Below are 18652 nucleotides of genomic sequence, written 5' to 3'. Positions count from 1 at the left end.
CTTGCTTTTATCAGATGAAAATATGCTAAAATAAGGACATGAATGGTTTAAAAAACGGTGTGATCTTGCTTTTCAACTTTGCAAAAATCCAAGCCGCTTGTTGTCTCTTTCCACTTGCCGTTTTTGCTACCTTAGCGATAACACGTGGATTGACTTTTCCCAATATCCCACGTTATGATTTAATTTTTGTGATTTTACTTGTGTTTCAAGTTTTGATGGTTAAATTAAAATTTGAAACACTTGAAGAGTTAAAAATTATTTGCTTGTTTCATATCTTAGGGTTAATTTTAGAGATTTTTAAAGTCAATATCAGCCATAGTTGGACCTACCCTGAGCCGGCTTACTTAAAAATTTGGAATGTCCCTTTTTACTCGGGGTTTATGTATGCCAGTGTCGGGAGTTATGTTGTTCAATCGAGGAAAAAGTTGCAGCTAAATGTGGAATATTGGCCGCCATTAGGGCTTAGTTTTGGCTTATCCACAGTTTTGTATCTGAACTTTTTTACCAATTATTTCTTCCATGATTTACGGTATTTTATTATTCTGGCTATTGTCTTAATCTTTTGGCGCACTCAGTTCACTTTTTGTATTAATGGAAGAAAAAGATATAAAATGAAGGCACTCTTCTCTTTTGCTCTGATTGGCTTCTTTATCTACATAGCTGAAAATATTGCTTCATTTTTTAATGCTTACCGGTATCCTAATCAAGCAGAAACCTGGCATCTCGTAGGATTTGGGAAAATGTCTTCATGGTTTTTACTGGTCATTGTCAGTATTGTTTTAGTCGTTAATCTCAAATTAAAGCAGTCATCGAGAGAAAATAAGTTAATAAAAAAGACAAGGTAAAACTTGTCTTTTTTTGTTTAAGTAGGAAGGTTTATAAAACATTGCACAAATGCCGCAATCATAAAAAGAAACAATTCCCTTCACGACAGATAGTTCCAATTCATGATTAGCCCCTCCAGAATATGCTATAATAAGACCATGAATAACACGATTAAAGCAAAGCTGGAGCTCTTACCGGATAGTCCAGGATGCTACTTACATAAAGATAAAAATGGGACAGTTATCTATGTAGGGAAGGCGAAAAATCTGAAAAACCGCGTACGCTCCTATTTTCATGGCTCCCACAATACAAAAACTGAGCTTTTAGTCAGTGAGATAGAAGATTTAGAATGGATTGTTGTTGAATCAAACATTGAGTCTTTGGTTCTTGAAATTAACTTAATTCAACGTTACAAGCCCAAATATAATATCATGCTTAAGGATGATAAATATTATCCTTTTCTCATGATTACAAATGAAAAATATCCACGTTTGATGATTACACGTCGTGTCAAAAAAGATGGGGCAATGTATTTTGGACCTTATCCCGATGTTAAAGCAGCCAATGAAGTTAAGCGCCTCTTAGACCGCATCTTTCCTTTTAGAAAATGTGGTTTGCATGAAAAGAAAGTTTGTTTCTACTATCATATCCATCAGTGTCTTTGTCCAGTCGTTAATCATGTAGACCCTCAAGTTTATAAAGATATGGCTCAGGAAGTGAAGCATTTTTTAACGGGTGATGATAAAAAAATCATCAATGAACTTAAAGCAAGAATGTTTGCAGCTTCGGAAAAAATGGAATTCGAGCAAGCTGCAGAATACCGTGATGTGATTAATTCTATCGGTACTTTGAGAACAAAACAACGTGTCATGAACCACGATTTAAAAGACCGTGATGTTTTTGGTTACTATGTAGATAAAGGTTGGATGTGTGTGCAGGTTTTCTTTGTACGACAAGGTAAAATGATTCAACGTGATGTCAATATGTTCCCTTATTACAATGATGCAGAAGATGATTTCTTAACTTATATCGGACAGTTTTATCAAGAAGCTGAACACATGGTACCTAAAGAAATTTTAGTACCATCAGGAATTGATGTAGAGGCTGTTGAAGTGGTAACTCAAACTAAAGTTCTCAAACCAAGTCGTGGAGAGAAGAAGCAACTTGTAGCAATGGCGACTAAGAATGCACGCACACAATTACAATTAAAATTTGACCTCCTTGAAAAAGACCTGATTAAAACTCAAGGTGCTATCGAAAATCTCGGTAAAATTCTCAACATTCCTACACCAGTTAGAATCGAATCGTTCGATAACTCTAACATAATGGGGACCTCACCTGTTTCGGCAATGGTTGTCTTTATTAATGGCAAGCCCTCAAAGAAAGATTATCGGAAATATAAAATCAAAACTGTCGAAGGTGCCGATGATTACGCATCAATGCGTGAAGTGATTACGCGCCGTTATAGTCGAGCCATGCGTGAAGGGACTGCTTTACCTGACTTGATTGCAATGGATGGTGGTGCAGGTCAAGTCAATGCAGCCAAGGCTATTCTGCAGGAGATAGGGTTAGATATTCCTGTTGCAGGTATGGCTAAAAATGATAAACACCAAACCAGTGAGTTACTTTTTGGCGATCCTTTGGAAGTTGTGCCATTGAGTCGACAATCGCAAGAATTCTTTCTCCTTCAACGCATTCAAGATGAAGTTCACCGATTTGCGATTACTTTCCATCGGCAAGTACGTGGGAAAAATACCTTTTCTTCAAAACTGGATGGTATTACAGGTCTTGGACCAAAACGTAAGCAAAAATTAATGACGACCTTCAAGTCACTTAAAGCCATTTCTGAGGCTGATGTTGCTCAAGTCGCTGAAGCAGGTGTACCATATGAGGTCGCTGAAAGGGTAAAGGAAGTTTTGGGAAAAGAAAATTATTAATTCTTTCAGAAAAAATTCTCTCAACGAGGGATTTTTTTATTACAAAAGTGTAAGAAATTTGCTTTAAATTAGGAGTAAAATAGTTTTGAAAATAAAAATTGAGGTATAAATAAATGAAAAAAATATTGGTGACTCTTATTGCTGGAGCATTGTTGATTATTGGTGGCGGCTATACTTGGTATAATTACGAATATGGCGGTCAAGAATATTATGTTCAGATACACACAGATGGGGATAAAATTTCGAGCAAAACTACTGATGGTGGAACTTGGCAGGGATTTAACTATAAACAAAAAGGTTATGCAGATTCTGGCAAAGAAAAGGATCTAGAATTTACTTCAATTCATAATCTCAAGCATGATGCTTATTTGAAAGTTACTTATAATAATAAGAATGGTGTGACTAAATGGGAAGAAGTTCAAAGAAAAGATGTGCCCCAAAAAGCATTAAATAATATTTAATTAGCAAGCCTGTTTAGGACAGGTTTTTTTGTTCCCCAGATAAAGTCCTCTTTAAGAGCTTACTATTTGACTTTGTTTTATATAAATTTAATAATAGAGCTTATGAATAAAACCGAAATAGAAAAGTTCCAGCAGGATTTATTAGGATGGTACAATATTCACAAAAAGCCTTTGCCGTGGCGTAAAAATACAGAGGCTTATTCTGTTTGGATTTCTGAAATCATGTCTCAACAAACACAGGTTGAAACAGTAATGCCCTATTATCTGCGCTTCATGGAGAAGTATCCTCAGATTGAGGATTTGGCAGCCGCAGATGATGATGAGCTGCTGAAACTTTGGGAAGGGTTGGGTTATTACTCGCGCGCTCGTAATTTAAAAATTGCAGCTCAGCAAGTCATGACAGAATTTGATGGGCAATTTCCTAAACAATTAAAAGACATTCAAAGTTTGCAGGGGATTGGTCCTTACACAGCAGCGGCTATTGCTTCGATTTCTTTTGGCTTACCTGAACCGGCCATTGATGGAAATTTGATGCGCGTGACCAGTCGATTATTTGAGATTGAATCAGATATTTCTAAGGCTGCTTCGCGGAAAATATTTGATGAAAAGCTGAGAGAGCTAATCTCGGAAGAAAATCCCGGAGATTTTAACCAAGCACTCATGGACATAGGTTCCATGGTTTGTACGCCCAAAATTGCCAAGTGTGAGATTTGCCCCTTAGCTGCGTATTGCCAAGCCAGACCTAAAGGTACGCAACTGAAGTATCCTGTCAAAAGTAAAAAGATTAAGCAGCAGCATATTTACTACAATGCTTATGCATTAAAAAATTCGCAAGGCGAATACTATCTACAAAGACGTCCTAGCACAGGTTTACTTGCTAATATGTGGACTTTTCCTATGCAGGAGATATCTAAAGAAGAATTCAATAATGATAGGTTAGTGCCGCCAATAAATGTGCCAGATAGCATCTCACGTATGACAAAAGTTGGAGAAATCACACATGTTTTTTCTCACTTGAAGTGGTTTGTTCAAATTATTGAATGTATCCCTGAGGAAAATTTTATTGTTCAAGAAGAAAAACTGGATGAAAATCAATTTTGGGTAAAATTGACGGACCTTTCAAAAGTCGCTCTGCCTACACCACAAGTCAAAATGTTTAAGTTTTTTAAAGACTAGTTTTCACTTTATAAATGCAAACGTTTTACTTTTTTGGTATAATTATAGGAGTTTAGAAAACCGACTTTTTGTGAATATATTATCAAGAAGTCAAAATAATGGAGGCAATCATGACAACTATTGATTTTACTGCAGAAGTAGAAAAGCGCAAAGACGCAATGCTCGAAGATTTGTTTGAACTTCTTCGTATCGATTCAGCAATGGACATGGACAATGCGGACAAAGAAAACCCATTTGGCCCTGGACCTCGTAAAGCCCTTGACAAATTTTTGGAATTGGCTGAACGTGATGGCTACCAAACTAAAAACTATGATAACTATGTTGGTCACTTTGAATACGGAGAAGGTGATGAAGTTTTAGGCATCTTCGGTCACTTGGATGTTGTACCTGCCGGTTCTGGTTGGGATTCAAACCCATTTGAACCTGAAATCCGTAATGGAAACCTTTACGCACGTGGAGCTTCAGACGATAAAGGCCCAACTATGGCTTGTTACTATGGTTTGAAGATCTTGAAAGACCTTGGTGTGCCATTATCTAAAAAAATCCGTTTCATCGTTGGTACAAACGAAGAAACAGGTTGGAAAGATATGGATTACTACTTTGAACACTGTGAATTGCCATTGCCAGATTTCGGATTCTCTCCAGACGCTGAGTTCCCAATCATCAATGGTGAAAAAGGTAACGTTACAGAATACCTTCACTTTGACGGAAAAAATGCTGGTGCTGTAGTACTCCACTCTTTCAAAGCTGGTTTGGCTGAAAATATGGTCCCTGAATCTGCAACTGCAGTAATTTCAGGTGCGACAGACCTCCAAGCAAAATTGGAAGCATTTGTTGCTGAAAATGCAGACAAAAACTTACGCTTTGACCTGGAAGAATCTGACGGTAAAGCAACAGTAACAGTTTATGGTAAATCTGCACACGGAGCAATGCCATTTAAAGGTATTAACGGTGCAACTTACCTTGCTAAATTCCTTAACCAATTTGACTTTGAAGCAGGTGCAGCTGCATACATCAAACTTGCTGCTGAAACATTGATTGATGACCATGAAGGTGAAAAATTAGGTACAGCCTACAATGATGACCTTATGGGTGCAACTTCAATGAACGCTGGTGTTTGGAACTTTGACGAAAACGGTGAAGGTACAATTGCATTGAACTTCCGTTTCCCACAAGGTACTGACCAACACAAAATCAAAGCAGTTCTTGAAGCTCTTGAAGGCGTAAAAGAAGTGACTATGAACGATCACGTGATGGAACCTCACTACGTACCAATGGAAGATGAACTCGTTTCTACATTGATCAGTGTTTATGAAAAACACACTGGCCTTAAAGGTTACGAAACAGTAATCGGTGGTGGTACATTTGGTCGCCTCCTTAAACGTGGTGTTGCTTATGGCGCAATGTTTGAAGGTGAAGAAGATACAATGCACCAAGCAAATGAATACAAACCATTGGATGCTCTCTTCAAATCAGCAGTTATCTATGCTGAAGCAATTTACGAATTGGCTAAATAATATGAGAAAATTAAAATCCCCCTTATCGGGGATTTTTTTTTATTATTTTTTACATGAAATTTCATTCCATTATTTAAAAAACGATTCAAGATAAATTCAGTTAAACAACGGTTTTACAGGATTTATCTTTTTTATTTAAAAATAATGTGGAAAAATTTAAGTAAATTGTTGAAATAAAGTTTTGGATATGTTAAAATGAATGCGTTAACAAAAGAAATAAAGTTTCAGAGATAGAGAGGTGTTTATGTTTGGCTTTTCAATTTTTATGAATGAAGATCTTTCTACAAAAGATATTCATTATATAAAAAGTATGAAACAAGCAGGATTCAAGGGGATATTTACTTCAATGCATATTCCTGAAGATGATGCTCAAGCGTATAAAATGCGCTTAGAAAAATTAGGAGCTTGTGCTAAAGCAAACCAATTGGAGCTGATGGTAGATATTTCAGGTGAAGCTCTAGAACGTGCAGGTTACTCATTTGATCATTTAGAAGAACTTATTCACCATGGTGTCACAGGTTTACGGATGGATTATCATATTGACAATAAACAGATTGCCAAAGCCAGCCATAAAATGAAGATTAGTTTAAATGCCAGCACGTTGGTAGAAGATGAGATAGAGGAACTAAGAAGATTAGGAGCTAACTTCTCTAATTTAGAAGCTTGGCACAACTATTATCCTCGCCCTGAAACTGGGCTGGATACGGAATATTTGCTCAAGCAGAATCAATGGTTGCAAAAATATGGTCTTAAGCGAGTTGGTTTTGTTGCTGGCGATGCTCAGAAACGTTTACCTTTAAGACTTGGACTTCCGACACTCGAAAAGCATCGGGATAGACATCCGCTGGCTGCGGCTCTTGATTTATTAAAGTATGAGACGGATGAAGTTTATATTGGCGATGGAGATTTAGCAGCAACAACGATTGATCAGTTTGAAAATTATCTGCAGTGGGATAAAATAGTTTTACATGTAGAAAACCATGATTCAGCTTATTTTACGTCAGTTTTAGGAGAACATGACAATAGAAATGATCAATCTCCTGACTTGATAAGAAGTGCAAATGCCCGCTTTAAGAAGGTTGAACAAATTCAAAAAGAACATACAGAAAAGCGCAACAAAGGGGCGGTAACACTGGATAATGAACTTTATGGACGCTACATGGGTGAAACACAAGTGTGTAAAAAATCACTACCAGCTCACCCTAATATTAACGTTGTAGCGTATGTTATCGAAAAAGACAGAGATTTACTCGATGTAATTTACTCGAAGCAAAAGTTTGAATTAAAAGAAAAGGAAAGAAAATGAATTTAGAAAATTTGACAACAGAACGACGTAATGAAGAAACTTTTGGATTGGACGAAATGTCGGTCTCAACTGCTCTAGAAAAGATGAATAAGGAGGATAAAAAAGTTGCAGAAGCTGTAGAAAAAGCACTTCCGATGATTGAACCAGTTATTGAAAAAACGATTGAAAGTTTCAATCATGGGGGGCGACTTATTTATCTTGGTGCAGGGACCAGTGGACGTCTAGGTGTGCTTGATGCTGCAGAGTGTGTGCCTACTTTTGGTGTTGAAGCAAGCATGGTTGTGGGACTTATTGCAGGTGGAGAAAAAGCAATGACTCTTGCTGTGGAAGGCGCAGAGGATGACCTTGAGCTTGGCAAACAAGACTTGATTGACCTTCAGCTAACCAAAAATGACATGGTGATTGGAATTGCCGCAAGTGGACGTACCCCTTATGTGATTGGTGCGCTTGATTATGCGAAGAGTATTGGTGCACATACAGGTTCTCTAGCATGTAATATGAATGCCGAAATTAGCCAACATGCTGAATTTCCTATTGAAGTAGACTGTGGCGCTGAATTTTTGACAGGATCAACCCGCCTCAAATCAGGTACAGCACAAAAATTAATTTTGAATATGATTTCGACAATAGCGATGATTGGTATTGGAAAAGTATACAACAACTTAATGGTTGATGTGCGTCCAACAAATGAGAAATTAGTGGAGCGCAGCAAACGTATCATTATGGAGGCAACAGATTGTGATTATGAAACAGCAGAAAAAACCTTTATCCAAGCGGGAGAAGATGTTAAGCTGGCGATTGTCATGATTTTAACCAATAGTGCAAAAGGTGAGGCGCAGGAAAAACTCGTACAGGCAAAAGGATTCATTAAAAATACATTGAGCTAATAAATAAAAATTAGGAGATGAAGATGGCAGAAGATAAAGTAACACGTATTGCACGGCAAATTTATGAAGAAATTGGTGGACCAGAAAACGTTCAAAGTTTAGTTCATTGTATGACGCGCGTTCGACTTTCAATGATTGACGAAACAAAGGTAAATCTTGAAAAACTTAAAGCTATTGATGGTGTTATGGGAGTTGTTGAAGGTGAAACTCTACAAGTTATCGTTGGACCAGGGACAGTAAACAAGGTAGCCCAAAAAATGGTTGATACTGTGGGTGTTAAGCTTGGCGAACAGTTTCCACACTCAGCAGGACTCAGTCTTGAAGATCGGGCAGCTCAAACCAAAAAGGCAGCCAAGGAAAAATACAATAAACCTTCAAAGATAAAAGAAGTACTGAACTCGATTTCACGTATTTTTACACCGTTGATTCCTGCCTTTGTAGGTGCCGGACTTATTGGTGGTATTGCTTCTATCCTTGCAAACTTAATCACCGCTGGCACGATTGATGGTGCGACTTTTGCACAGATTGTTGCTGTCCTAGGTGTGATTCAAAAGGGTATCTTTGCTTATTTGGTAATCTATGTGGGGATTAATGCAGCGACCGAGTTTGGGGCAACACCTTCACTTGGGGGTGTTATTGGTGCTGTGACTATGTTGACTGGGATTACACCAGAAGCACCAATTAACAATATCTTTACGGGGCAGCCATTATCTGCACAACAAGGTGGGATTATTGGCGTAATCTTTGCTGTATGGCTTTTATCTCTTGTGGAAAAGAATTTACGGAAAGTTATTCCGGATTCGATTGACATTATCGTTACGCCTACACTTTCTCTCCTTGCTATCGGACTTTTGACGATTTTCTTCATCATGCCTGTTGCGGGAACAATTTCGACATCTTTAGTAGGCGGGATTAACGCTGTACTTAATGTTGGTGGTGGATTTGCTGGCTTCCTCTTAGGTGCTCTCTTCCTGCCAATGGTTATGTTTGGCTTGCATCAAATTCTTACACCGATTCATATTGAAATGATTGACAAAACGGGTTCAACTACCTTGCTTCCAATTCTTGCCATGGCCGGAGCTGGTCAAGTCGGTGCAGCTTTGGCACTCTGGGTACGTTTACGTAAAAATAAAGAATTTGCCGAAATTGTTAAAGGTGCTTTACCTGTAGGTTTCTTAGGCATTGGTGAACCTCTTATTTATGGTGTTACACTTCCGATGGGACGTCCATTTATTACAGCTTGTATTGGTGGAGGTATTGGCGGTGCTATTATCGGGTCACTCGGTCATGTTGGTGCCATTGCTATTGGTCCAAGTGGGATTGCTTTAATACCTTTGATTGCAGATAACCGTTGGTTGATTTACGTATTTGGTTTAATTGGTGGTTACGTTGGTGGTTTTGTTGCTACCTACTTCTTCGGCATTCCTCAATCTGAAAAAGATAAAGCAGACAACTATGTAGACGCAGCAACAGTAGCACAACCTGCTGTTGCAAATCTTGATAAAACAGTTGCTTCACCGATGTCAGGGAAAATTATTCCTTTAGCGAAAGTAGAAGATGAAGTTTTTTCTAAAGGGATGCTTGGGCAAGGTTTTGGTATTCAGCCTCGTGATGGGAAAGTTTTTGCACCATTTGATGGTACAGTGACGACAGTTTTCCCTACTAAACATGCGATTGGGTTACTTAGTGACTCCGGTGTAGAAGTGCTTATTCATGTGGGCTTAGATACAGTGTCACTAGAGGGTAAACCCTTCATCACTAAAGTAACGGACGGAAGCAAGGTTACTAAAGGCGACTTGCTTTTAGAAGCAGACTTAAAGATGATTGAAGATGCTAACTTGTCACCAGTAACTTTAGTTGTTGTTACAAATTCTGATGAATTTAAGCACATCTACATTGAAGCTCCTGAAGAAGTCTCTCCTGGAGAGCAAGTTATCATTGCGGAATAAAAAAATAGGTTGGGTGGAAGCTCAGCCTATTTTAGCTCTTTAAGCTGAGAATAAGAAGAATGATTTTAAATAAAGTATCTGAAAATTTGGTATAATAGAAAAATGATCTACGGTATAGGAACAGATAATGTCGAGATATCGCGCATTGTCCAAGCATTGGAACGCAATGATAAATTTGCACAGCGCGTTTTGACAATAAATGAGTTTGCTCATTTTTCAAGTTTTACTTCAAAAAAACGTCAAGCGGAATTCTTAGCAGGACGTTGGGCAGCAAAAGAAGCCTTTTCAAAAGCTTTAGGAACAGGCTTTGATAGTCAGCTTTCCTTTCATCATATAGAAATTTCTAAAAATGAAAAAGGCAAACCCTATTTTCTAGAACATCCCTTTGCTGGCCAAGCACATTTAAGTATTTCACATAGTAATCTAGAAGCAGTTGCTATGGTTGTTCTTGAAAGCAAAGATTGAGTATAAAAAGAAGGTAAATAATATGAAAGCAGCACCACATCGCCATACACCAGCGATTATTAAATTATCCGCAATTGAAAATAATGTCAAAAAAATGCGCGAACATATCGGTGATAAACCAGAACTTTGGGCTGTTGTAAAAGCGAATGCTTACGGTCACGGAGCAGTTGCTGTTGCGCAGCATATTGATGGTCTTGTAGATGGTTTTTGTGTGTCTAACTTTGATGAAGCCATCGAGTTACGTCAACAATTGATTATTAAACCTATACTTGTATTATCCGGTATTGTACCTGATCATGCAGAAATTGCAGCCAGTCAGCATATTACCTTAACAGCACCAAGTTTAAAGTGGCTCCAACAAGTCATTGATTCAAATAAAAATAAACACTTTTCACGTTTGCGTATCCATATCGCTGTCGATACAGGTATGGGCCGAATCGGTGTGACAACAGCAGAGGAAGCTAATCAAATTATCGAGCTAGCAGACCAATATAATATTAGTGTGCGAGGTATTTTTACACACTATGCCACTGCTGATGAAGAAGATACGACACAGTTTAAAGAACAAAAGGCAAAATTTGATGCCTTAGTTAGTCAATTGAGTCGTCGTCCAAAATATGTCCATTCGACAAATTCAGCGGCTGGCTTGTGGCAAAATCAAGAAGTGCAAGATATTGAACGTATTGGTTTAGCAATGTATGGTTTAAACCCAAGTGGTGATGAACTTGCTCTCCCTTATGAGTTGGAGCCTGCTTTGAGCTTGCATTCTGAGTTGACGCATGTTAAAAAGATCCACAAGGGAGACACTGTGGGTTATGGGGCAACTTTCCGTGCAGAAGAAGATACTTATGTAGGGACTGTGTCTATTGGCTATGCGGATGGTTGGACTCGTGATATGCAAGGCTTTAAGGTCATTGTGGATGGGCAATACTGTGAAATTATTGGTCGGATTTCGATGGACCAGATGACGATACGTTTGCCGAAAAACTATGAGATGGGTACACAGGTCACACTGATTGGAAAAAATGGTGATAAAGAGATTACTGTTCAAGATATTGCCAACTGGCGTCATACGATTGGCTACGAAGTTATCTGTCTTTTATCAGATAGAATTTACCGTGTCTATGAAGAATAAAAGCTGCTTTTGTGCGGCTTTTTTTCATTACATTTTCATTTAAAAATAAGTCCTAAGTTGAGTAATTTGACAATGACTTTAAAAATGATATAATTATATTAAATACATATGAGATAAAATTAAGAAAAGTGAGGGAAGGGATATGATTAAAGTATATACTGTCATGGCTTGCAGTTCTTGCAAAAAAGCCAAAGAATGGCTAACGAATCACGAACTAGAATTCGAAGAAATCAACTTGATAACTGACAAAATAGATCCCGAAGACTTTCTTAAGATTTTCTCTTTAACGGAAAATGGAACAGAGGAGATTATTTCCACAAGAAGTCGTGCTTACAAACGCTTATCTTTGGATTTTGAACGCCTTTCCCTTCATGAGCTGGTTAAGATAATCGAGGAAAATCGTACATTATTGCGTCGCCCTTTGATCCTTGATGATAAAAGGTTGCAAGTGGGCTACAATGAAGATGACATTAGGAAATTTTTACCACGTTCAGTACGCCGTGTCGAAATGCTTGAGGCGACCCATAATATTCGTCAGTTAGACATAGAACGAGCACTAGAAGAACAAGCGTAAGAGAAAAATGGAACAGAAATTGTTTCATTTTTTTTGTGTATTTAGTAAAAGAAATTCGTTTTTTCATTCCCGTCCGTGTTATAATTTAATAATCAAATTAAAAAGAGGGAACAATGAAAAACTATATTATTTGGTTGAAACATGAACTCAAATCTATCAATACAGCTGGCAGCGTAATGCTGGCTTTTATCATAGGCGTACAGCTTGCTTTTTTTCTTACGGGGCCAATAACTTTATTGTCTGTGATTACACTTTTTGCGACTCTTGTAGGCTCGGCTTGTACGGTCTATATGATGATTGGGCGGCCGATTAATGGTTTACTCGGATTAATTAGCGCTTTCGGCTTTATTTATATTAATTGGACTGCAGGACATTATGCTTCTGTTTTAGATCAAATCGTCTTTATCGCCTTTATTGATATTCCTTTAATCCTGACTTGGAAAACTTGGGGACATCGTATTGAAAACGGTGTGAAGTTTATGACGGTCAAAGGTTGGTTTATTGCAATAGCTTTAATGCTAATCGCTTGGTGGCCAATGATGCAAGTTTATGCACATTTGGGGGATACGAACCCTTTATGGGATTCTATTACGCTGATTATTGGCGCAACAGCTTCATTACTCGTTTTCAAAGGCTATGGTGACAGTTACTCTTTATGGTTACTTTCTAATATTGTAACCATTGTATTATGGGCTACAGCATTTGCACAAGGCTACTCTGCTAGTGCATTGCCGATGCTTCTCACCATCATCTTCTATTTGGCGACAGCGCTCTATGGGAAATATTTTTCAGTATGGAAAAGAGCAAACAAAAAAGCCTAGTTTAAAGCTAGGTTTTTTGTTTTCCTCTAGAAAAGCGAGACAAATCAATGACCACTTGTAACTTTTATCCCGATTAGTCCAACAACCAGCATCAGAACAAAGACCCAAGTCAGTGAAGGGACCTTGTCCTTAAAGATAAGGGCACCCACTAAGATAGCCCCGACAGCTCCAATTCCTGTCCAGATGGGATAAGCAATTCCTAAAGGAAGTTTCTTCATAGCTAAGGTCAAAAATCCAAAACTAACTAGCATTCCGATAATCGTTAAAATATCATACTTGATGATAGAAAAACCTTGACTTAATTTCATTGTTGAAGCCCAAACAACTTCAAAGATTCCTGCTAGAAATAAAAAAATCCACGACATATTACACCTCTTTCGAAAAGATTATTGAGCTAGCGTTAAAGGACCAGAAAAGAGCTAGCAAGTGATAAACAAAAAGAGTCATGTCAACTAACCACAAGGCCTAAGGTTAGTTGGCATGACTCTGATAAGCATCGCTCCGGCGAGTGATACTTTAGTCCTTCTTTATTATATTAACATTATTTCACATTTGCTACCTGAGGTCAAGTTCTAGACTTGCGAGATATGAAATGAACAGCAAAGAGATAAGCAACTAAGCTGATTTTTCTCAGCCATCATGAAAGGGATAAGTAAGATAAAAGTTAGAGGAGAGATTTAAATCAAATAATAAAACTGCTATAATAAAAACAGATAAATTTAAACAAAAAAGGAGTCCATGGTAAATACACTATGGACTCCGGGTTGATTTATACTTTTATTCTATCACTAAATCAGAGGTTTAGCTGACAATTTGATTATTATTTTGAAAAGTTTATGTAATGGAGGATGAAAATGAATCTTTTTATGACCTTTATAATCTATTCGGTTATTGGCTGGCTTTGGGAGACAGTCTATTGTTTAGTTAAATATAAACGTTTTGTTTTCTGCGGTGTACTCTTGGGTCCGTATTGCCCAGTCTATGGCTGCAGTATCGCTACGATTCTTCTTTTAACAAGAGATATTCAAAATTCCAATCATCTTTTTCTGCTCTATTTATTTATCGTCTTAATTGTTACGCTTATTGAATATATTGGCAGCTGGATATTGGAAAAGTTATTTAACATGAAGTTATGGGATTATTCAAATCTTCCCTTGAATTTTCAAGGAAGGGTAGCTCTTCCTATTTCTTTATTTTGGGGTATAGGTGGTTTGGTATTGATCAAGCTTATTAATCCAGTCATCCAAGATTTTTTGAGGGGATTACTAACAGTAACAGGCGATACACTTGTATTTATACTAGTGCTTATTTTTCTAGCCGATGTTGTTTCCACATTTAGCTTTACACTATCAGCTAAAAAGGATTTCATGCCGCTTGTTGATTCTTCGGACAATCAAAATCCTAACTTGAAAGAATTGAGGTTCAAGCATATTTTTGTTGCTGATAAACCCTCAACTAATCGTCAAAAAATATTGGAATGGCTTAGCAATAAACCGACCAAGTTTAAGTATTATAACTTAAAAAGGATTATCAAAAATCATCCTAATATCAAAATTATCAAAAAATAATAGCCAGATTCTGGTACTTTAGCTGAAAACGAACGTTCCCGAAAAATTTTTTCGAATCACGAAACACCTATTGGCACATATTTATGGAGTCTGATATAATAAATAGTATGAAAATAATTGATGGAAAAGCCCTTGCTGAAAAGATGCAAGAAGAACTCAAAAATAGAGTTATCAAACTGAAAGAACAAGGCATTCAGCCAGGACTCGCTGTCATTTTGATTGGAGAAAATCCAGCCAGTCAAGTTTATGTGCGAAATAAAGAGCGTGTAGCTGCAAAGCTTGGATTTAAGTCAGAAGTGATTCGTCTTCCTGAAACAACGTCTGAAGCGGAGCTGTTAGAGCTTATTGAAAGCTTTAACGAGGATCACTCTTGGCACGGAATTCTTGTGCAGTTGCCGCTGCCTTCACATATATCAGAAGAAAAAGTCTTACTCGCGATTTCTCCTGAAAAAGATGTAGATGGCTTTCATCCAATAAACATGGGTAAATTGTGGAGCGGAGCGCCATTAATGATTCCTTCAACACCAGCAGGAATCATGGAAATGTTCCGTGCCTATAATGTTGAACTTGCAGGAAAAAAAGCTGTTGTTGTGGGACGCTCTAATATCGTTGGAAAACCGATGGCACAACTGATGATGATGGCTAATGCTACTGTTACCATTGCACATTCACGTACAGAAAATCTTTCTGAACTTACACGTTCTGCAGATATTTTAGTCGTAGCCATTGGCCAAGACCGTTTTATCAAAGCAGAAGATGTAAAAGAAGGGGCAACAGTTATTGATGTCGGTATGAACCGTGATGAGAATGGAAAACTTCATGGAGATGTTGACTTTGAACAGGTGAAAGAAATTGCTGGATTAATCACGCCAGTTCCTGGAGGCGTGGGTCCGATGACAATCACTATGTTGATGGAACAGACTGTACGTGCAGCAGAAGCCTCTGTAAAATAAAAAAGAAAATTTCGTCCAGATTTATTTACAAGTCAGTACATGTAGATAAGCAGTGGATTTAGAAAGATTAAGGCATGACAGAGTATTTAACCGTATCAACTCTAACAAAATACTTAAAAGCAAAGTTTGACCGCGATCCATATTTGGAACGCGTTTATTTGACCGGAGAAATTTCTAACTTTCGCCAACGACCTAATCATCAATATTTTGCAATTAAAGACGAAAAGTCTGTCATACAAGCAACGATGTGGGCAGGTCAATTTAAAAAGCTCGATTTTAAACTTGAAGATGGAATGAAGGTGCTTGTAACAGGGCGTATCAGTCTTTATGCTCCATCAGGTTCTTATTCTATTAATATTGAAAATATTGTACCTGATGGTATCGGCGCTTTGGCAGTTAAGTTTGAACAGTTGAAGAAAAAGCTAACAGCGGAGGGATTATTTAATCCACAATGGAAGCAAGAGTTGCCGCTTTTTTCCAAAAAAATTGCAGTAATTACCAGTCCTTCTGGAGCTGTTATTCGAGACATTATTACTACCGTAAATCGCCGCTTTCCGATGAGTCAGATATTACTCTATCCGACAAAAGTTCAAGGAGCTGGCGCTGCGGAAGAAATCGCCGCAAATATTGAAGCAGTGAATAATCGATCTGATATCGATATTCTTATTGTTGGACGTGGAGGAGGATCGATCGAAGACCTTTGGTGTTTTAACGAAGAGATTGTCGTTCGTGCTATCTTTGAGTCTCGTATTCCCGTTATTTCTTCGGTTGGTCACGAGACGGATACGACCTTGGCGGATTTTGTTGCAGATCGCAGAGCAGCTACACCAACAGCCGCCGCCGAACTTGCAACTCCTAATACAAAACTAGATTTGCTGGCGTGGTCAAAGGACCAAGAACTTCGTATGAGAAATCGTGTAACACACCTCATCAAGGTCCAAAGAGAACGGGTGGAAAAGTTATCAAATTCGGTTGTTTTTCGTCAGCCAGAACGTCTCTATGATGGCCATATTCAGAAAATCGATCATCTCACTAGTCGTTTACAAAATTTAACTGAAACTAAGCTGAGTCGTGAGAAACACCGCTATGAACTAATATCAGGAAAACTAGTACCTGCTTTTGCAAAAAGCTATGAGCAAAAGAAAAATCAAGTTGATAACTTAGTACAGGCCCTTCTATTGATGGATATTAGTAAGATCAAGGCGCGTGGTTTTTCAGTGGTAACTGCGAATGATGGTAAAATTATAAAGAGTGTTCACGATGTTCAAGCTGGCGAGACAGTGAATATCGATTTGAATGATGGCATCGTTCATGCAGAAATAAAGTAAAGGATACATATGGCAACAAAAAAAGAAGCAAAATTTGAAGAAAATTTAGCAGAACTCGAAACAATCGTAAAAAAACTAGAAAGCGGAGATGTGGCTTTAGAAGATGCCATCTCTGAATTTCAAAAAGGAATGCTCCTTTCTGAAAAACTCAAAACAACATTAAATGAAGCCGAAAAAACACTGGTAAAAATCGTCGGAAAAGACGGATCTGAGAGTGAGTTTTTAGGAGAATAAAAAGATTGCTTAGGCAATCTTTTTTTGTTATGGCTTCCTGAATTAATTTTTTACACAAAGGTTTGGTGCTATAATAACACTAGCAAGTAAAAGTGAGGAAAAAAATATGAAAGTAGTAGTAGCGATAGATTCTTTCAAGGGATCAGCCACGAGTGCTGAGTTGAATCAGGCAGTAAAAACTGCGATTTTATCTACATTTCCCAAAATCAAGGTTGCGACGTTTGAAATTGCTGATGGGGGCGAAGGGAGTGTGTCCGCTCTTCAATCTGGTTTAGAGGGAAAACTTATTAATGTTAAAACGGTTGATTTAATGCAACGTCCCATGCAAGCCTCCTATTTACTCATCGATGAGCATCTGGCTGTGATTGAGGCAGCTGAGGTTGTTGGCATCGATAAGATTAAACCAAACGAAAAGACAATCAAAGAAGCCACAACTTTCGGACTTGGTGCCTTATTTCTTGATGCTAAAAAAAGAGGAGCGACTGAGATTATTCTAAGCCTGGGAGGGAGTGGCACCTCTGATGGTGGGTTGGGCCTTTTGGAAGCTTTAGAAGCTGAAGATTTTTCGGCGATAAAAATTACAGGATTAGCAGATGTTACTAATGTTTATGCTGGCGCTGAAGGATATGCCAAAGTTTTTGGAAAGCAAAAAGGCGGTACAGCAGAAATTCTGGAACAACAGGATAGAGCTGCGCAAGCTTTTGTCCAAAAGATAAAAAAAGAGAGAAAGATTGATTTACAAAAGATTCCAGGGACAGGTGCAGCAGGCGGTTTAGGTGGTGCTCTTATCCTACTAGGGGGTACACTTGAGCCTGGATTTAATAAAATAGCTGAGCTTTTAAAGATTGAAGAAGCAATCAAAACGGCGGATTTGATTATTACAGGCGAAGGGCAGATGGATTTCCAAACAGCCAAGGGCAAAGTTCCGTTTGGAATGGCAAAGCTGGGAGCGAAATATCATGTCCCTACAATCGCTTTTTGTGGCAGTTTATCGGAGGATTTAGGAGAGATGAATCAGGTATTACTGGCAAGTTATAGCATTCAGAGAAAGGTGCTTCCTTTAGCAAAAGCAATGGAAAAAGAAGTAACGCTAAAAAACATTGAAGTGTTAACGAAAAATGTCCTGAAAACATGGTGTTCTGGACAAAATGATTGTCAATAAAGACTTGTGGCACTGAATTTTGGTCATGTTTGAATAAAACTCGCTTCAGTACGAATCATTGATTTGTATGTCAGCACTTGTGCTATAATAAAACCATAAAAAAGGAGAAATTATGGATTTAAATAACCTTGTAGATAAAGCAAAAGATTTGGCTTCAAACGTGCCAGAGGATATGAAGCAAAAAGCAGAAGAAGTTATTGATGAGCAAGTGGATAAATATACTCCAGAAAATATGAAAGAACAAGCTCAAGGGCTCGTAGATGGCTTAAAAGGCAAACTCGGTCTATAATTCTGAAGTGCACGTAAACGTTCCTTATTTTAAAGAACGTTTTTTTCGTATTGAGAAATTATGTA

At 37.9% G+C, this 18652-nt stretch carries 19 protein-coding genes; 18 read left to right on the top strand and 1 reads right to left on the bottom strand.

The genetic code is table 11. The annotated features are described in order from the left end of the window. Nucleotides 1–38: 38 nt before the first annotated feature. The 12 genes from BZZ03_RS01505 (at nucleotide 39) to pnuC (ending at nucleotide 13053) form a co-directional block, all read left to right on the top strand. Complete coding sequence (locus tag BZZ03_RS01505) at nucleotides 39–845, top strand: DUF817 domain-containing protein (RefSeq protein ID WP_086582184.1); 807 nt, start codon at nucleotides 39–41, stop codon at nucleotides 843–845. 138 nt (nucleotides 846–983) lie between these two features. Beyond that, a complete protein-coding gene (gene uvrC, locus BZZ03_RS01500; protein ID WP_086582182.1) occupies nucleotides 984–2762 on the top strand; it encodes an excinuclease ABC subunit UvrC in 1779 nt (592 codons plus the stop codon). Between the two features lie 113 nt (nucleotides 2763–2875). Next, on the top strand, nucleotides 2876–3223 hold the full coding sequence (locus BZZ03_RS01495) for a YxeA family protein (RefSeq protein WP_019291987.1): 348 nt from the start codon (nucleotides 2876–2878) through the stop codon (nucleotides 3221–3223). 102 nt (nucleotides 3224–3325) lie between these two features. Then, nucleotides 3326–4399 (top strand): A/G-specific adenine glycosylase, encoded by a 1074-nt coding sequence (mutY, locus tag BZZ03_RS01490; protein ID WP_086582180.1) that lies wholly within the window; start codon nucleotides 3326–3328, stop codon nucleotides 4397–4399. A 110-nt stretch (nucleotides 4400–4509) separates the two neighbouring features. Further along, entirely contained in the window at nucleotides 4510–5916 is a 1407-nt protein-coding gene (pepV, locus tag BZZ03_RS01485; protein WP_017368994.1) for a dipeptidase PepV, read from the top strand. A 244-nt stretch (nucleotides 5917–6160) separates the two neighbouring features. Further along, nucleotides 6161–7222 carry a MupG family TIM beta-alpha barrel fold protein gene (locus BZZ03_RS01480; protein ID WP_086582179.1) on the top strand — a complete coding sequence of 354 codons (1062 nt, stop codon included), beginning with the start codon at nucleotides 6161–6163 and terminating at the stop codon, nucleotides 7220–7222. Beyond that, nucleotides 7219–8109: an N-acetylmuramic acid 6-phosphate etherase gene (murQ, locus tag BZZ03_RS01475; RefSeq protein WP_086582177.1), complete on the top strand. Its 891-nt coding sequence runs from the start codon at nucleotides 7219–7221 to the stop codon at nucleotides 8107–8109. Before BZZ03_RS01480 ends, murQ begins: the two co-directional genes overlap by 4 nt. A 23-nt stretch (nucleotides 8110–8132) precedes the next feature. Then, complete coding sequence (locus BZZ03_RS01470; protein ID WP_086582175.1) at nucleotides 8133–10058, top strand: glucose PTS transporter subunit IIA; 1926 nt, start codon at nucleotides 8133–8135, stop codon at nucleotides 10056–10058. Between the two features lie 102 nt (nucleotides 10059–10160). After that, nucleotides 10161–10523, top strand: a complete 363-nt coding sequence (acpS, locus tag BZZ03_RS01465) for a holo-ACP synthase (protein WP_019291992.1) — start codon at nucleotides 10161–10163, stop codon at nucleotides 10521–10523. 22 nt (nucleotides 10524–10545) lie between these two features. Continuing rightward, a complete protein-coding gene (gene alr, locus BZZ03_RS01460; RefSeq protein ID WP_019293757.1) occupies nucleotides 10546–11658 on the top strand; it encodes an alanine racemase in 1113 nt (370 codons plus the stop codon). Between the two features lie 142 nt (nucleotides 11659–11800). Continuing rightward, complete coding sequence (locus BZZ03_RS01455) at nucleotides 11801–12232, top strand: Spx/MgsR family RNA polymerase-binding regulatory protein (protein ID WP_019293756.1); 432 nt, start codon at nucleotides 11801–11803, stop codon at nucleotides 12230–12232. Between the two features lie 113 nt (nucleotides 12233–12345). After that, complete coding sequence (gene pnuC / locus BZZ03_RS01450) at nucleotides 12346–13053, top strand: nicotinamide riboside transporter PnuC (RefSeq protein WP_086582174.1); 708 nt, start codon at nucleotides 12346–12348, stop codon at nucleotides 13051–13053. Nucleotides 13054–13097: 44 nt separating this feature from the next. On the opposite strand, the gene BZZ03_RS01445 is transcribed toward pnuC, so the two are convergent. Then, nucleotides 13098–13418 (bottom strand): DMT family transporter, encoded by a 321-nt coding sequence (locus tag BZZ03_RS01445; protein WP_019291995.1) that lies wholly within the window; start codon nucleotides 13416–13418, stop codon nucleotides 13098–13100. A gap of 489 nt (nucleotides 13419–13907) precedes the next feature. On the opposite strand from BZZ03_RS01445, the gene BZZ03_RS01440 reads away from it, so the two are divergent. The 6 genes from BZZ03_RS01440 (at nucleotide 13908) to BZZ03_RS12135 (ending at nucleotide 18587) form a co-directional block, all read left to right on the top strand. Then, a complete protein-coding gene (locus BZZ03_RS01440; protein WP_086582172.1) occupies nucleotides 13908–14621 on the top strand; it encodes a putative ABC transporter permease in 714 nt (237 codons plus the stop codon). Nucleotides 14622–14728: 107 nt separating this feature from the next. Next, complete coding sequence (locus BZZ03_RS01435) at nucleotides 14729–15574, top strand: bifunctional methylenetetrahydrofolate dehydrogenase/methenyltetrahydrofolate cyclohydrolase (RefSeq protein ID WP_019291997.1); 846 nt, start codon at nucleotides 14729–14731, stop codon at nucleotides 15572–15574. A 74-nt stretch (nucleotides 15575–15648) separates the two neighbouring features. Next, complete coding sequence (gene xseA / locus BZZ03_RS01430; RefSeq protein ID WP_086582171.1) at nucleotides 15649–16902, top strand: exodeoxyribonuclease VII large subunit; 1254 nt, start codon at nucleotides 15649–15651, stop codon at nucleotides 16900–16902. Between the two features lie 9 nt (nucleotides 16903–16911). Then, nucleotides 16912–17136, top strand: a complete 225-nt coding sequence (locus BZZ03_RS01425) for an exodeoxyribonuclease VII small subunit (RefSeq protein WP_014024456.1) — start codon at nucleotides 16912–16914, stop codon at nucleotides 17134–17136. A gap of 106 nt (nucleotides 17137–17242) precedes the next feature. After that, complete coding sequence (locus BZZ03_RS01420; RefSeq protein WP_086582169.1) at nucleotides 17243–18298, top strand: glycerate kinase family protein; 1056 nt, start codon at nucleotides 17243–17245, stop codon at nucleotides 18296–18298. A 112-nt stretch (nucleotides 18299–18410) separates the two neighbouring features. Continuing rightward, the gene (locus BZZ03_RS12135; protein WP_019293751.1) at nucleotides 18411–18587 is read left to right on the top strand and encodes a hypothetical protein; all 177 of its coding nucleotides are present in this window, start codon (nucleotides 18411–18413) and stop codon (nucleotides 18585–18587) included. Nucleotides 18588–18652 lie beyond the last annotated feature (65 nt).

The organism is Lactococcus petauri, from assembly GCF_002154895.1.
Taxonomy (GTDB): Bacteria; Bacillota; Bacilli; order Lactobacillales; family Streptococcaceae; genus Lactococcus; species Lactococcus petauri.
Note: the sequence above shows the minus strand (reverse complement) of the source record. Positions and strands in the feature narration are given on the sequence as shown.